We start from the raw sequence: 13865 nt of genomic DNA, 5'->3' as shown, positions 1-13865 counted from the left end.
CCTGCCGGGCTACGCTTCAGGCATGACCACTCTGATCCTCACCGTTGTCGGATCCGACCGCCCCGGCCTCGTGGCATCCGTCGCCGATGTCGTCGACGCGCACGGCGGCAACTGGGAGAACAGCCAGCTCGCTGAACTCGCCGGTGTTTTCGCCGGCGTCATCCAGGTCTCGGTGCCGGATGAGCGGATTGCGGAACTGACGGCGGCGGTGCAGTCGCTGGACGGGCTGAGAGTTGTCGCGCACACGGGTGCGGATGCCCCGGCCACCGCCGCCGCGCGACCGATCTCGCTGCAGATCCTCGGCAACGACCGCCCCGGGATCGTTCGCGAGATCTCCGCGGTGCTCAGCAGCCATCACCTGAGCATCGACGATATGACCACCCAGACCCGGGACGCAGCGATGGCCGGCGGCCGGCTCTTCGAAGCGTCCGTGACGGCGGAGGTTCCAGCATCCGCCGATCTCGACGCCCTCCGCGCAGACCTCGAGCGGCTGGCATCCGAGATTCAGGTCGACATCACCCTGGACTGAGCACGCCCGCACCGCTCTCGCGATGGTGCTGCCTCAGACCAGCCGCGTCTTCGGCGAGACCGTGTAGGTGTGCTCGGCGTCGCGGTTGGGGACGTCGCCGAGGGCCGTGTCGATAGCGGCGAGCGTATCGGCGTCGAGCGTGACACCGGACGCCTTGACCGTGTCGGCGAGCTGCTCGGGACGGGATGCTCCGACCAGAGCCGCGGCGACATTCTTGTTCTGCAGAACCCAGGCGATCGCCAGCTGCGGCATCGTGAGCCCGGCGTCGGCGGCGATCGGCTTGAGACGCTGCACAGCGGTCAGGATGTCATCCTGCAGGAACCGCTTGATGAACTCGGCACCGCTGTGCGGGTCGGTGGCGCGCGAGCCGTCGGGCACGGGCTGGCCAGGCAGGTACTTGCCGCTGAGAACACCCTGCGCCATCGGCGACCAGACGATCTGCGAGATTCCGAGCTCTTCGGATGCCGGAACCACCTTGCCCTCGATCACCCGGTGCAGCATCGAGTACTGCGGCTGGTTCGAGATGAGCTGCACGCCCAACTGCTTGGCGAGCGCGTGGCCCTCGCGCAGCTGCTCAGCGGTCCATTCGCTGACGCCGATGTACAGCGCCTTTCCCTGGCGGACGATGTCAGCGAAAGCCTGGAAGGTTTCCTCCAACGGCGTCTCGTAGTCGAAGCGGTGCGCCTGGTAGAGGTCGACGTAGTCGGTGCCCAGGCGCGCCAGCGAACCGTTGATCGACTCGAAGATGTGCTTGCGGCTCAGGCCGGTGTCGTTCGCACCCTTGGGTCCGGTCGGGAAGTAGACCTTCGTGAAGATCTCCAGGCTCTCGCGGCGTTGACCCTGCAGCGCCTTGCCGAGAATGACCTCGGCTGCCGTGTTCGCGTAGGTGTCAGCGGTGTCGAACGTGGTGATGCCAGCGTCGAGTGCGGCGTGCACGGTCTTGACGGCCGCGTCGTCTTCGACCTGGGATGCGTGCGTGACCCAGTTGCCGTAGGTGATCTCAGAGACCTTGAGGCCGCTGTTTCCGAGGTAGCGATAGTTGACCATGGCTCAACGCTACTGGCCCCGCGCGCGGCGTCGGGCGCTCTGGTCACATTTTTCGGCCGTTCCGGTCGTTGGGACGGAGCGGGGCTAGCGGCCGAGCGGACGTGGTGGCCGGGTTACGACGCGGGCTGCTGATGCTTGCGCAGCCAGTACTCGGTCTGGGCGACGTGACCGGCGGCGGCAGCGGATGCGGCAACCGGATCCCGCGTCTCGAGCCCCCGCAGAATCGCACGGTGACCGGCATCGGAGAGCACTTTGATCTGAGCGGCATCTGCGGTCGTGAAGATCCGGTAGGCGCGTGAACGGGCCCGCAGCACCTCCAGCAGTGTGGCGAGCGCGTCGTTGTTAGCGATGTCGGCGATCGCAGAGTGGAACTGGCTGTCGAGTTCGGAAAGCTCCTCGTCGTCGGTGACCGCCTCCAGTCGCACCAGCAGCTCGTCGAGCCGCGCGATCGTGTCGTCATCGATGCGAGCGGCGGCCAGACTCGCCGCATGCGCCTCCAGCGCACGGCGCAGCTCATACAACTCGATGACCGAGTCCAGCGGCAGCAGGCCGACCGTCAGTCCGAGTCCCTTGATGAGATCGGCGGCGTGCAGCTCTGAAACGTAACTGCCGGATCCGTGTCGGGTGTCGATCACCCCGAGCGCCGAGAGCGTGCGGATCGCCTCTCGCAGCGGTCCCCGAGAAACACCAAGCCTCTCGCACAGTTCCCCTTCGCTCGGTAACCGGTCGCCCGGCTTCAGATCACCATCGGCGATGAGTGCGCGCAGCCCGTGCAGTGCCGTCTCCATTGCGCCCATCCGCGCACCTTTCCCTAAGTTGTCTTACGACTTTATAAAATCTACCGATAAGACTCGCCACAATGAACCGAATGTGGCAATGTTGTAAAACAAGTTCCGGCCGCACCCATTATCCGAACGAGGCAGCATGCAGCATCCATCCCCCACTCTCGCACCCGTGCGTCTGGTTTCGGGGATGCGAGCGCGCGATGCCTGGCCGCTGGATCCGACGATCATCCACCTCAACCACGGCTCCTTCGGCGCCGTCCCCAGCGAAGTCGTCGAGCACCAGAACGAGTTGCGCGAGCGTGCCGACCGCAGCCCCGTCGGCTGGTTCCCGCGCATCGCGGAGTATGTTGCGGATGCTCGCGCCCACGTCGCCCCCTTCGTCGGCGCCCGCGCCGAAGACAGCGCATTCGTGCCCAATGCGTCCGCCGCAGCCACCGTCGTCTACAACAGTCTGCGCCTCGACGCCGGCGACGAGATCCTCGTCACCGACCATGGCTATGGGGCCATCACTATGGGCGCGGCCCGCCTGGCACGTCGCTTCGGCGCCGAGGTACGCGCCGTCCACATCCCCCTGTTCGCCTCGGCCGATGAAGTCGTGGAGTTGTTCCGTCAGTCGCTCACCGCGAACACCCGACTCATCGTCGTCGATCAGATCACGTCCCCTACTGCGCGCATGCTACCCACCGCCGAGATCACCGCCCTCGCTCACGAGCGCGGCATCCGCGTTCTCGTCGACGGAGCGCACGCGCCCGGTCTCATCCCGGATGCCGCCACAGCCGGCGGTGGCGACTGGTGGTTCGGCAATATGCACAAGTGGCCGTGCGCACCCCGCGGGTCGGCGCTGCTCGTCACCACCAACTCCGACCGCCAGGAGCTGTGGCCGCTGATCGACTCATGGGGGGCTCCGGAGCCGTTCCCGAGCCGCTTTGACACGCAGGGCACGATCGATGCGACCACCTACCTCAGCACCCCGGCCGCGATCGATTTCATCGAGCGCGAGTACACCTGGGAGCGCACCCGCCAGAGCATGCGCGAACTCGCCGACGTCGGCGCCCGGATGATCGCCGATGCCGTTCAACCCCACGTCGCCGAAGACGCACTCGTGCAGCTGCCGACACCGGTCGACGCGATGCGGCTGATCCGCCTGCCCGACGGCTTGGGCAAAACCCGAGAAGAAGCGGATGCCCTGCGCATGACACTCTTCGACCGCGTCGGCGTCGAAACCGCCTTCACGAGCTTCGAAGGCCGCGGCTACTACCGCCTCTCTGTCCATCTCTACACCGAGCTGAGCGACTTCGAAGCCTACGTCGAGCGCTGCATCCCCGAGATTCTGCGCGCCGCAGCCGCGGCATCCTGACCCTTCCCCTAACGAAAAACACAGAAAGAGGTATGTCATGAAGCGCAACCGACTGACGACAGCCGTCGGCCTGGGCACTGTCGCCCTGCTGGGACTGACCGCGTGCTCCGCAGGAGGCTCCGAATCCTCCGGCGGCGAAGGCGGCGACGTCGAGCTGCAGATGGTCGAGAGCCTGACCAACCCCGCCCGCACCGACCTGCTGCGCGGCCTCCTCGATGATTTCGAGGCCGACAACCCGGGCGTCACCGTCAAGCTCGTCTCCCCGCCCACTGAACAGGCCGACCAGACCATCCAGCAGATGCTGCAGTCCGGCAAGGGCGTCGATGTGCTCGAGGTCCGCGACATCACCGTCGGCCCGTTCTCCAACAACGGCTGGCTCTACGACATGACCGACGACCTGAAGAGCTGGGACGGCTGGGACGCGCTCACCGACAACGCCAAGGCTGCCGCCGAGGGCGATGGCACCAGCTACTTCGTGCCCTACGGCTTCTACGGCCTGTCGCTGTTCTACCGCACCGATCTCATCGCCGAAGCAGGCTTCGACGGGCCTCCGGCGAGTTGGGAAGAGCTGCTTGAACAGGCCTCGGCGATCCAGGATCCCTCGAGCAACATCTATGGCTACGCGTTCCGCGGCGGCCAGAACGGCAACACGAACGTGGTCGCGGCGATCGAGGCGTACGTCGTCGATGACCTCGACCTCTCGAACGCGTTCCTGATGCAGGACGGCTCGACCATCTTCGCCGCCGACGAAGCACAGGATGCCGTCGACACCTACTTCGACCTGTTCGAGCAGGGTTCACCGCCCTCTGCCGTCTCATGGGGTTACCCGGAGATGGTCGCCGGCTTCACGAACGGCTCCACCGCGTTCCTCCTGCAGGACCCGGAGGTCATCGCGACCGTTCAGGACTCGAACCTCACCGAGGATCAGTGGGACACCGCCCCGTTGCTGACCGGACCGTCCGGCAAGGCCGCGCAGCCCCTCGCCGTCGCCGGCTGGGGTGTTGCAGAGGGAAGCAAGCACAAGGAGGCGGCGGTGGATCTGATCGAATACCTGTCTTCTGCCGAGCCCGCCACTGAGTTCGCCCAGGCGAACAGCCTGGTGCCGATCATCGCCGCGGCATCCGATGACGAGTTCTACTCGACCGGCCCGTGGACGAGCTACGTCACCATGACCGAGAACCCGGACACCTACGTCAACGTGCAGCAGCCGCGCGGTGTGAGCTGGTGGACCGAATGGATCCAGAAGTCCGACCAGGACGTGCAGAACGTGCTGCTGGGCAACATGACGACGACCGAGCTCCTCGAGTCGTGGGACGCGTACTGGGTCGAGAAGTACGCCAGCGAACAGGGCTGATCCATGTCACTCCTCACGCGTTCGGGGCGCTCCACCGGTGAATCCGGTGGGGCCGCCCCGGCGCGGCCGGGAAAGCGCGTCTTCCGTGGCCGGCACGCCTGGACGATACTCGCCTTCCTCGCCCCCGCCATCCTCTTCGTCTGCTGGTTCACGTACTACCCGATGCTCCAGGGTGTGCGCATGGCGTTCCATGACTGGAACCTGTGGGACCTCACCTCGACACCATTCGTCGGCTTCGACAACTTCATCCGCGTGTTCAGTGACCCGGTCTTCCCGCAGGTCGCCTGGAACTCGGTGCTGTGGGTCGTAGGTTCTCTCGTGCCGCAGTTCGTCATCGGCTTCCTGATCGCTCTGGCTCTGCGCAAGCGATTCCGTTTCCGCGGCGTCTACCAGGCGCTGGTCTTCTTCCCGTGGGCGGTATCCGGCTTTCTGATCGGGATGCTGTTCCGCTGGATGTTCAACGCCGAGTTCGGTGTCGTGAACGATCTGCTGATGAAGGCGGGGCTCATCGACGCGCCGCTGCCGTGGCTCGCCGATCCGAAGCTCGCTATGGTCGCGGTCATCATCGCCAATATCTGGTACGGCGTGACCTTCTTCGCGATCATGATCCTGGCAGCCCTGCAGTCCGTTCCCGACGAGATGCTGGAGGCAGCCAGCCTCGACGGCGCCGGTCGCATCCGCCAGTTGTTCTCGGTGATCATCCCGTACATCCGGATGACGCTGCTGCTGACGATCCTGCTGCGCGTGATCTGGATCTTCAACTTCCCCGACATCATCTGGGCGATGACCCGCGGCGGCCCCGCGAACCAGACCCACATCGTGACCACCTGGATGATCAACTACACCCAGCAGGGCAACTACGGCATCGCGAGCGCGATCGGGCTGATCGTGGTCGGATTCCTGTTCGTGTTCTGCGCCTTCTACCTGATGGCGATGAGAAGGGCGAGTAAATGAGCGCCACCGCACAGCTGGTCGTTCCGGCCGGTGTCCGTCAGATGCCTCCCCGGGCCCGACGCAAACCCTCTGCCCTGAGCATCCTGCGTTTCGTCGGCCTGGCGATCTGGCTACTGATCACACTGTTCCCGCTGTACTGGATCGCCCTGACCTCGTTCAAGGAGCCCGCAAGCGTCAACGTCTATCCGATCGAGTACTGGCCCAGCCAGCCGTCGGTGCAGAACTACGTGAATCTGTTCGAGACGAGCAGCTTCGGGGTGTTCCTGGCGAACTCCGCAATCGTGGCACTGGTGGCCGGCGTCACGAGCACCTTCATCGCACTGTTGAGCGCATTCGTGATCGCGCGTTTCGAGTTCCGCAGTAAGGGTGCGGTGCTGATCGCATTCCTCCTGACGCAGATGATCCCCGCGTTCATCGCGCTCGGCCCGCTGTACTCGATGATGGCCGACCTCGGGCTCGTCGATAACAAATTCGGTCTGATCCTGGTGTACATCGCGATCTGCATCCCGTTCTCGACGGTGATGCTGCGCGGGTTCTTCGAGAACGTCCCGGTGGCGTTGGAAGAGGCCGCCATGATCGATGGATGCTCGCGCCTGGGCGCCCTGTTCCGTGTGCTCGTTCCGGTCATGACGCCCGGCATCATTGCCGCATTCATCTTCAACTTCGTGAACTGCTGGAACGAGCTGTTCCTGTCGGTGGTGCTCATGCACTCGGAGGAGAACCGCACGGTGCCGGCGGCGCTGAACGGCTTCATCTCAACGTTCAACGTCGACTGGGGTTCGATGTCTGCCGCGGCCGTGATCACGATCCTGCCGACGATGGTGATGTTCGCTCTGGCCAGCAAGTGGATCGTGCAGGGCCTGACCGCAGGTGCAGTGAAGGAGTAGCGCGCCACTTTTCGGCCGTTCCGGTCGCACTTGGTGCTGCTAAACCCGCGTTTTAGCAGCACGAAGTGCGACCGGAGCAGGGGTTGTGGTGGAGCGGGGGTTGGTGTGGAGCGGGCCGTTACAGCGCCGCGGCCGCCACTTCGTCTTCGGTCGTCGCCACGAGCTGGCCGCAGGCCCCGTCGATTTCCTTGCCACGTGTGTCGCGGAGGGTCGTCGGCACGCCGGCATCGTTGAGTCGGCGCACGAATTCGTTCGTCACTTCACGCGTGGATGCTGTCCACACCGATTCCGGCGTCGGATTCAGCGGGATCGGATTCACATGCACCCAACCGCGGCCACGCTGGTTGAGCTTCTCCGCCAGCAGGTCCGCACGCCAGGCGTGGTCGTTCATGTCTTTGATGAGCGCGTACTCGATCGAGACGCGGCGACCGGTCTTCTCGTAGTAGTTGTACGCGGCATCCAGGGCCTCGTCGACCTTCCACTTTGAGTTCACCGGGATGAGCTCGTCGCGCAGGGTGTCGTCGGGGGCGTGCAGTGAGAGCGCGAACGTGACGGGGATGTTCTCGTCCGCGAGCTTGCGGATGGCGGGCACGAGGCCGACCGTCGAGATGGTGATGCCACGGGCACTCATACCGAGTCCGTCCGGCTGCGCGCCGACCATGATGCGCACAGCATCCATCACCCGCTTGTAGTTAGCCAACGGCTCGCCCATCCCCATGAAGACGATGTTGGAGACGCGCTCCATCGAGTGGTCGTCGCTCTTCTTGCCCCCGAGGCCGCCCTCGGCGATCAGCCGGTTCGCGCGGACGATCTGCTCGATGATCTCAGCCGTCGACATGTTGCGGGTCAGCCCCGCCTGCCCGGTGGCGCAGAACGGGCAGTTCATGCCGCATCCGGCCTGACTCGACACGCAGAGCGTGATGCGGCCGGGGTAGCGCATGAGCACCGACTCGACGAGGGCCCCGTCGTGGAGGCGCCACAGGAACTTGATCGTGTCGCCCTTGTCGGTCTCCAGCCGGCGCACCTCGGTGAGCAGCGGCGGGAGCATTCCGGCGACGAGCTCATCCCGCTGCGCAGCGGGAAGGTCAGTCATCTCGGCGGGGTCGGACGTGTAGTGCGTGAAGTAATGCGTGGAGAGCTGCTTGGCACGGAAGCCCGGAAGTCCGAGCTCCTTGACCTTCTCGGTGCGCTCGGCAGGCGTGAGGTCCGCAAGGTGAACCGGCGGCTTGCCGCGCTTCGGGCTCGCGAACTGCAGCAGCGGGCGCCCCTCGGCGTCCTTCTTCTGCGTCCAACCCTCGGTCCGCGGACGCACCTGCGGTTTAGCGGGACCCGTTGAGCGGATGGCGGAGGACTCAGTCATGTATCCAGGGTACGCGGTGACAGGTGGGAAGCGGCTGGGGTACGGGTGGATGCCCGTTCAACCAGCTCGGTCGGAAGCTCGATCCGTTCGTCATCGATCTCGGCACCGGCGACCGCTGCCGCGAGGGCATGAACAGCGGCAGCCGCCATCGCGCGAATCGGCTGTCGGATAGTACTCAACGGTGGATGCATCCACCGGGCACCGCGCACATCATCGAAGCCGACGACGAGCACGTCGTTCGGGATCGACAATCCGGCCTCGGCGATCGCCCGATACGCTCCGGCAGCCATCTCATCCGTGCAGGCGAACAGGCCGATCGGACCCGACCCGCTGATCTGAGACAGTGCGCGGGCGCAGGAACGCCATGCTCCCATCGCGCTCCAGTCGGCGTCGGCGCGCACCCGTTCGGCGCCGGGCGCGAGGTTGGCCAGCGTCTCGAGGAAACCCTCTGCGCGTCCGCGCCCGTACCGGTATGACGGCGTTCCGCCGATGAGGATGAAGCGGCGAGCGCCCCGGCTGATGAGGTGCTCGGCCGCGGCTGCACCGCCGGCATGGTCAGTGCTGCGGATGCTGGGCAGCTTCAGCGGCGCCTCTGATCGCGGTTCGAGCAGCACCACGGGAATGCCGGCTCGGCGCATCGGCGCGAGCTGGGCCGCGGTCGGGACGATGAGTCCGAGGATCACTCCAGCTGTGCCGCGCGAGCGGATCCGCTGCGGCCAGTCGTCATCGGGGTCGTCGCGCTCGGTCGTCAGCACGAGGTCGTAGCGCAGTTTCGCCGCCGCCGTGCGGGCGCCCGCGGTGACCTCGTCCGTGTACGGGTCGTGGAATCCGCTCAGCACCAGATCGAAAACGCGTGACATCCCCCCGCGCGGACGGCCACGCGATTCGCCGGCAACCGTGTACCCGAGCGTGCGGGCCGCCTGCTGCACGCGGGCTCGCGTATCCGCTGCCATGTCGCCTCGGCCGCGAAGCGCGCGTGATGCGGTCGAGACGCTAACGCCAGCATCCGCTGCCACGCGAGCGAGCGTGACACGGGCGGTTGAGGGCATCCATCTATTTTGCGCAAATTCTGGGACTTCTGCCAGTGCACCTGGCAATGTTTTTGCAAACACCATCGACGGCGAAGGAGCATCTATGGCGGCGCTGCGCGTAGCGATCATCGGAACCGGATTCATGGGCAGGATGCACGCCCATGCCTGGCGGACCGCACCACGATTCTTCGACCTACCGGTGACCCCGACCGCTACTCTCCTCGTCGGCAGCAACGCAGCGCGCACCGCGCTCGCCGCGGCCGAGTTCGGCATACCGGAATCCTCCGACGACTGGCGCTCGGCGATCGCGCGCGATGACATCGACATCGTCGACATCTGCACGCCCGGCCATACGCATGCGGAGATCGCGCTCGCAGCCCTCGCCGCCGGAAAGCATGTGCTGTGCGAGAAGCCGTTGGCCAACGATGTCGCCGAGGCCGAGCAGATGGCCGAGGCCGCGGCAGCTGCCACCCGGCGCGGAGTCTTCAGCATGTGCGGTTTCAGCTACCGTCGCACCCCGGCGCTGGCCCTGGCGAAGCAGCTCATCGACACCGGCCGACTCGGCGAGATCCGCCACGTACGCGCCCAGTATCTGCAGGACTGGCTGACGAGTCCGGATGCCCCGTTCACCTGGCGCCTCGATCGCGAGCGTGCCGGATCCGGCACGCTCGGCGATATCGGTGCGCACAGCATCGACACCGCACAGTGGCTGACCGGATCGACGATCACGGGTGTCTCGGCGATGCTGCGCACGTTCGTCACCTCACGCCCGCGGCTGGACGAGCGTGTGGGCCTCGGCGGACACGGAAGTGCGGATGCGCCGCGCGAAGCCGTCACCGTCGACGATGCCGCAGCGTTCACCGCGACCTTCGCGGACGGCGCCCTCGGCGTCTTCGAAGCAACCCGGATGGCCGCAGGCCACCGCAATGCCAACCGCATCGAGATCAACGGCGACCGCGGCTCGGTCGCTTTCGACTTCTCGTTCATGAATGAGGTGCAGTTCCACGACGCGACGCTGCCGAGCCACGAGCAGGGCTTCCGCCGCATTGACGCCACGGAGCCGGAGCATCCCTACGCCGGAGCCTGGTGGCCCGCGGGCCACGGCCTCGGCTACGAGCACCTGTTCACCCATCAGGCCGTCGATTTCGTGCGGGCGGTCACCGAGGGACGCACCCCGCATCCGAGTTTCGAAGAAGCCGCCCAGGTGCAGCGGGTTCTCGCAGCCGTCGAGACCAGCGCCGCTTCCGAAAGCCGATACACCCCTGTAGAAGGAGCACGCTCATGAGCACGCGCAAGGCATTGGTCGTCCGCGGAGGCTGGGAAGGGCACCACCCGATCGAGGCGACCGAGCTGTTCCTGCCGTTCTTGACGGCGAACGGGTTCGAGGTGCAGATCGAGGAGTCCAACGAAATCTACGCGGATGCTGCGGTGATGGATGCCGTCGACCTCATCGTCCAGTCCGTCACGATGTCGACGATCTCCGCCGAAGCGCTGAAGGGGCTGCGCCGGGCAGTCGAGCGGGGCACCGGCCTGGCGGGATGGCATGGGGGCATCGCTGATTCCTACCGCAACAGCTCCGATTACCTGCAGCTGATCGGAGGCCAGTTCGCCACTCATCCAGCGAAGCATCCGGATGCCCGCGAAGGCGGCGAAGCAGACAACTTCCTCCCGTACACGGTGGAGCTGACCGAACTCGGCCGCGCGCATGAGATCACGGCCGGGCTGGACGACTTCACCCTGAACACTGAGCAGTACTGGGTGCTCGCCGACGACCTCAACGATGTGCTTGCCACGACCACGCATCCGGCGCAGCCTTACCACCCGTGGCACCGACCGATCGTGTCACCGGCCGTGTGGACGCGCGAATGGGGGCAGGGACGCATCTTCGTCGCGACCCCGGGACACGATCCCGCGGTGCTGCGCGACGACAACGTACGCACGATCATCGAGAGGGGAATGCTGTGGGCGAGCCGCACGGTATCGGAATAGTCGGCCTCGGAGTCATCTCCGCCCAGTACCTCGAAACGCTCCGCGCGCACCCCGGTGTGCAGATTATCGCCGTCGCCGATCTGAACGTCGAACGCGCAGCAGAAGTCGCCGCGGGCATCCCGGGCTGTCGCGCCCTGACCGTCGATGAACTGGTCGCCGACCCCGACGTGCAGACCGTGCTGAATCTGACGGTGCCGGCCGCCCACGCCGAGGTCGCGCTGGCGGCTCTCGGACGCGGCAAGAACGTCTACGGCGAGAAACCACTCGCCCCGGGCCTTGCCGCAGCCCAGAACATCATCGACGCGGCGGGCTCGGCCTGGGTGGGCTGTGCCCCGGACACGGTGCTCGGCACCGGCATCCAGACCGCGCGCGCCGCGATCGATGAGGGTGTGATCGGGCGTCCTGTCGCTGCGACAGCGACCTGGGTTTCGGCAGGGCATGAGTCGTGGCATCCGAACCCCGATTTTTACTACCGCGAAGGCGGCGGTCCCCTGCTCGACATGGGGCCGTACTACCTCACCTCGCTGTTCCATTTCCTCGGCCCTGTCGCGCGCGTTTCCGGCGTATCGTCGCGGCCGAAGGCGGTGCGACGCATCGGCTCGGGACCCCGGGTGGGCGAAGAGATTCCCGTGGAGATCGACACGCATGTGACCGGTGTGCTCGAGCATGTCGGCGGCGCGGTGTCGACCGTGACGTTCAGCTTCGACGGCGCAGCGACGGGTGCCGCGCCTCTCGAGGTGCACGGCGAGACCGGTTCACTCTCGGTGCCGGATCCGAATCAGTTCTCCGGCGATGTGCGGCTGCGCCGGCCCCGCGAGAAGGAATGGATGCCGGTCGAACCTCGTGCCGGGTACGTCAACGGCGGCCGCGGTATCGGGCTGCTCGATTTCGTCGCGGGTGGCGGGCGCGCAGACGGCACCATTGCTTTGCACGTGCTGGAGATCATGACGTCACTCATGGAGTCGGCTCGGATCGGTCGGCGGGTCGAGGTGACCACGACGGCGGAGCGACCGACGCTTGTTCCTCTCACGGACGAAGAGCGGTGGCGACACTAATTCGCACTTGTAACTACAGGTGCGAATCCGGGACAATGAGAGCGCACCCCGATGAAGGAGCCTCATGACCGACCGTCTTGCCCGCGCCCGCACCACCGGCGTCCTCGCCGTACTCCGCGCACCCTCCGCCGAACTGGCGCTTGACGCGGCCGACGCGATCATTCGCGGCGGTGTCGCCGGCATCGAAGTCACCTATTCGACCCCGGATGCTCCGGCCGTCATCCGCGAACTGATCGCTCGCCACGGCGATGCGGCCTATGTCGGCGCCGGCACCGTGACCACTGTGGAGCAGGCCGTTGCCGCGGCGGATGCCGGGGCCGCGTTCCTCGTCAGCCCCGGCACCCTGCCCGACCTCACCCGCGCGATGCTCGACACCGGCCGGGTGGTAATGACCGGGGCGATGACGCCGACCGAGGTCATGGGCGCTCTGGCACTGGGGGTCGATGTTGTGAAGATCTTCCCGGCGTCCCTCGGCGGGCCGTCGTACCTCGGCGCGCTGCGCGGCCCGTTCCCGGACGCTCCGCTCATGCCGACCGGCGGCGTGAGCCCCGACAACCTCGCCGATTGGTTCGCGGCCGGCGCGGTGGCTGTCGGCGCCGGCGGAGACCTGGCAAACTCCGCATCGATCAAGGCCGGGGACTGGGCCGACCTCACCCGACGGGCCGAGAGATTCGCCGCCGCGTTCACTGCCACCCGCAGCTGAACCCGCTGTTCGATGCCTGATCTGCTGCCCTGGGCGTGGGCACTCCTCGCCCTCGCGGCTGTGACGATCGGCATCTCGAAGACGGCGCTGCCCGGTGGCAGCATCCTGGCCATAGCCCTGTTCGCCGCGGTGTTGCCGGCGCGCACTTCCACCGCGGCGATGCTTCTCCTGCTCATCGTCGGCGACGTGTTCGCGCTGATCGCCTACCGTCGACACGCACACTGGCCGACACTGGTCAGGCTCGCGCCGGCAGTTGCCGCCGGGCTCCTCGCCGGGTTCGGGTTCCTCGCACTCGCCGGAGACGGAGTCGTCCGTCGCGCGATCGGCGTGATCCTGCTCATCATGATCGGGCTCACGCTGTGGCGACGGTGGCGCGAGGCGAAGACGGATGCCCCGGCATCCGCTCACGGTGGCGTGCTGCTGTCGACGGCGTACGGCGCACTCGGCGGGTTCACGACGATGGTGGCCAATGCCGGCGGACCGGTGATGTCGATGTACTTCATCGCCACGCGGGCTCAGGTCAAGGTGTTCCTGGGCACCTCCGCGTGGTTCTTCGCGATCGTGAACCTCGTGAAAGTACCGTTCCTGGCAGGGCTCGGACTGTTCACCCAGCCCGTGCTGTTGATGGATGCGGCCCTCGCACCGCTCGTGGTCATCGGCGCCCTCGCCGGATTGCGGCTGGCACGCCGGATGAATCAGCAGGTGTTCGACCGCATCGTGATCGTTCTCACAATCGTGGGGGCGACGTACCTGTTGTTCTGAAGCGCACTTGTCGGACCGCGCCGTGCCGGATCCCAGACGCCCGGCCTGGGTC

At 66.3% G+C, this 13865-nt stretch carries 14 protein-coding genes; 10 read left to right on the top strand and 4 right to left on the bottom strand.

Features of this window, described 5'->3' with window-relative positions:
* Positions 1-22: 22 nt before the first annotated feature.
* Positions 23-529 carry a glycine cleavage system transcriptional repressor gene (locus tag ACSS7Z_RS02300; protein WP_438252821.1) on the top strand — a complete coding sequence of 169 codons (507 nt, stop codon included), beginning with the start codon at positions 23-25 and terminating at the stop codon, positions 527-529.
* 33 nt (positions 530-562) lie between these two features.
* On the opposite strand, the gene ACSS7Z_RS02295 is transcribed toward ACSS7Z_RS02300, so the two are convergent.
* Both ACSS7Z_RS02295 and ACSS7Z_RS02290 read right to left on the bottom strand, forming a co-directional pair.
* Positions 563-1576, bottom strand: a complete 1014-nt coding sequence (locus tag ACSS7Z_RS02295) for an aldo/keto reductase family protein (RefSeq protein ID WP_438252820.1) — start codon at positions 1574-1576, stop codon at positions 563-565.
* A gap of 113 nt (positions 1577-1689) precedes the next feature.
* A complete protein-coding gene (locus tag ACSS7Z_RS02290) occupies positions 1690-2373 on the bottom strand; it encodes a FadR/GntR family transcriptional regulator (RefSeq protein WP_438252819.1) in 684 nt (227 codons plus the stop codon).
* A 127-nt stretch (positions 2374-2500) separates the two neighbouring features.
* Between ACSS7Z_RS02290 and ACSS7Z_RS02285 the strand changes: the two genes are divergently transcribed.
* Genes ACSS7Z_RS02285 through ACSS7Z_RS02270 form a run of 4 tightly spaced genes read left to right on the top strand, consistent with a single transcriptional unit; the run spans position 2501 to position 6913 of the window.
* Complete coding sequence (locus tag ACSS7Z_RS02285) at positions 2501-3718, top strand: aminotransferase class V-fold PLP-dependent enzyme (RefSeq protein WP_438252818.1); 1218 nt, start codon at positions 2501-2503, stop codon at positions 3716-3718.
* A 37-nt stretch (positions 3719-3755) separates the two neighbouring features.
* Complete coding sequence (locus ACSS7Z_RS02280; RefSeq protein ID WP_438252817.1) at positions 3756-5072, top strand: ABC transporter substrate-binding protein; 1317 nt, start codon at positions 3756-3758, stop codon at positions 5070-5072.
* Positions 5073-5075: 3 nt separating this feature from the next.
* Positions 5076-6026: a carbohydrate ABC transporter permease gene (locus tag ACSS7Z_RS02275; protein ID WP_438252816.1), complete on the top strand. Its 951-nt coding sequence runs from the start codon at positions 5076-5078 to the stop codon at positions 6024-6026.
* A complete protein-coding gene (locus ACSS7Z_RS02270; protein WP_438252815.1) occupies positions 6023-6913 on the top strand; it encodes a carbohydrate ABC transporter permease in 891 nt (296 codons plus the stop codon). The genes ACSS7Z_RS02275 and ACSS7Z_RS02270 overlap by 4 nt, the downstream gene beginning before the upstream one ends.
* Before the next feature lie 118 nt (positions 6914-7031).
* Here ACSS7Z_RS02270 and rlmN read toward each other — a convergent pair whose 3' ends face one another.
* Complete coding sequence (rlmN, locus tag ACSS7Z_RS02265) at positions 7032-8273, bottom strand: dual-specificity RNA methyltransferase RlmN (protein ID WP_438252814.1); 1242 nt, start codon at positions 8271-8273, stop codon at positions 7032-7034.
* Positions 8270-9322 (bottom strand): LacI family DNA-binding transcriptional regulator, encoded by a 1053-nt coding sequence (locus ACSS7Z_RS02260; RefSeq protein WP_438252813.1) that lies wholly within the window; start codon positions 9320-9322, stop codon positions 8270-8272. Before ACSS7Z_RS02260 ends, rlmN begins: the two co-directional genes overlap by 4 nt.
* 85 nt (positions 9323-9407) lie before the next feature.
* Here ACSS7Z_RS02260 and ACSS7Z_RS02255 point away from each other — a divergent pair, with 85 nt between their 5' ends.
* The 5 genes from ACSS7Z_RS02255 (at position 9408) to ACSS7Z_RS02235 (ending at position 13813) form a co-directional block, all read left to right on the top strand.
* The gene (locus ACSS7Z_RS02255; protein ID WP_438252812.1) at positions 9408-10589 is read left to right on the top strand and encodes a Gfo/Idh/MocA family protein; all 1182 of its coding nucleotides are present in this window, start codon (positions 9408-9410) and stop codon (positions 10587-10589) included.
* Positions 10586-11293 carry a ThuA domain-containing protein gene (locus tag ACSS7Z_RS02250; protein ID WP_438252811.1) on the top strand — a complete coding sequence of 236 codons (708 nt, stop codon included), beginning with the start codon at positions 10586-10588 and terminating at the stop codon, positions 11291-11293. Before ACSS7Z_RS02255 ends, ACSS7Z_RS02250 begins: the two co-directional genes overlap by 4 nt.
* Positions 11266-12348 (top strand): Gfo/Idh/MocA family protein, encoded by a 1083-nt coding sequence (locus tag ACSS7Z_RS02245; protein ID WP_438252810.1) that lies wholly within the window; start codon positions 11266-11268, stop codon positions 12346-12348. Before ACSS7Z_RS02250 ends, ACSS7Z_RS02245 begins: the two co-directional genes overlap by 28 nt.
* Before the next feature lie 64 nt (positions 12349-12412).
* Entirely contained in the window at positions 12413-13051 is a 639-nt protein-coding gene (locus tag ACSS7Z_RS02240; protein ID WP_438252809.1) for a bifunctional 4-hydroxy-2-oxoglutarate aldolase/2-dehydro-3-deoxy-phosphogluconate aldolase, read from the top strand.
* A gap of 12 nt (positions 13052-13063) precedes the next feature.
* Positions 13064-13813 (top strand): sulfite exporter TauE/SafE family protein, encoded by a 750-nt coding sequence (locus ACSS7Z_RS02235; protein WP_438252808.1) that lies wholly within the window; start codon positions 13064-13066, stop codon positions 13811-13813.
* Positions 13814-13865: the final 52 nt, after the last annotated feature.

This window comes from Microbacterium wangyouchuni, from assembly GCF_051546305.1.
Taxonomy (GTDB): domain Bacteria; phylum Actinomycetota; class Actinomycetes; order Actinomycetales; family Microbacteriaceae; genus Microbacterium.
The sequence above is the reverse complement of the archived record's forward strand: the minus strand, read 5'-3'. Positions and strand labels throughout refer to the sequence as shown.

Excerpts from the sequence above, each read along its gene's own strand:
- ACSS7Z_RS02290 (WP_438252819.1), bottom strand. The coding sequence starts at position 2,373 with ATGGGCGCAATGGAGACGGCACTGCACGGGCTGCGCGCACTCATCGCC.
- ACSS7Z_RS02275 (WP_438252816.1), top strand. The coding sequence starts at position 5,076 with ATGTCACTCCTCACGCGTTCGGGGCGCTCCACCGGTGAATCCGGTGGG.
- ACSS7Z_RS02270 (WP_438252815.1), top strand. The coding sequence starts at position 6,023 with ATGAGCGCCACCGCACAGCTGGTCGTTCCGGCCGGTGTCCGTCAGATG.
- ACSS7Z_RS02250 (WP_438252811.1), top strand. The coding sequence starts at position 10,586 with ATGAGCACGCGCAAGGCATTGGTCGTCCGCGGAGGCTGGGAAGGGCAC.
- ACSS7Z_RS02240 (WP_438252809.1), top strand. The coding sequence starts at position 12,413 with ATGACCGACCGTCTTGCCCGCGCCCGCACCACCGGCGTCCTCGCCGTA.
- ACSS7Z_RS02260 (WP_438252813.1), bottom strand. The coding sequence starts at position 9,322 with ATGCCCTCAACCGCCCGTGTCACGCTCGCTCGCGTGGCAGCGGATGCT.
- ACSS7Z_RS02255 (WP_438252812.1), top strand. The coding sequence starts at position 9,408 with ATGGCGGCGCTGCGCGTAGCGATCATCGGAACCGGATTCATGGGCAGG.
- ACSS7Z_RS02285 (WP_438252818.1), top strand. The coding sequence starts at position 2,501 with ATGCAGCATCCATCCCCCACTCTCGCACCCGTGCGTCTGGTTTCGGGG.
- rlmN (WP_438252814.1), bottom strand. The coding sequence starts at position 8,273 with ATGACTGAGTCCTCCGCCATCCGCTCAACGGGTCCCGCTAAACCGCAG.
- ACSS7Z_RS02300 (WP_438252821.1), top strand. The coding sequence starts at position 23 with ATGACCACTCTGATCCTCACCGTTGTCGGATCCGACCGCCCCGGCCTC.
- ACSS7Z_RS02295 (WP_438252820.1), bottom strand. The coding sequence starts at position 1,576 with ATGGTCAACTATCGCTACCTCGGAAACAGCGGCCTCAAGGTCTCTGAG.
- ACSS7Z_RS02235 (WP_438252808.1), top strand. The coding sequence starts at position 13,064 with ATGCCTGATCTGCTGCCCTGGGCGTGGGCACTCCTCGCCCTCGCGGCT.
- ACSS7Z_RS02280 (WP_438252817.1), top strand. The coding sequence starts at position 3,756 with ATGAAGCGCAACCGACTGACGACAGCCGTCGGCCTGGGCACTGTCGCC.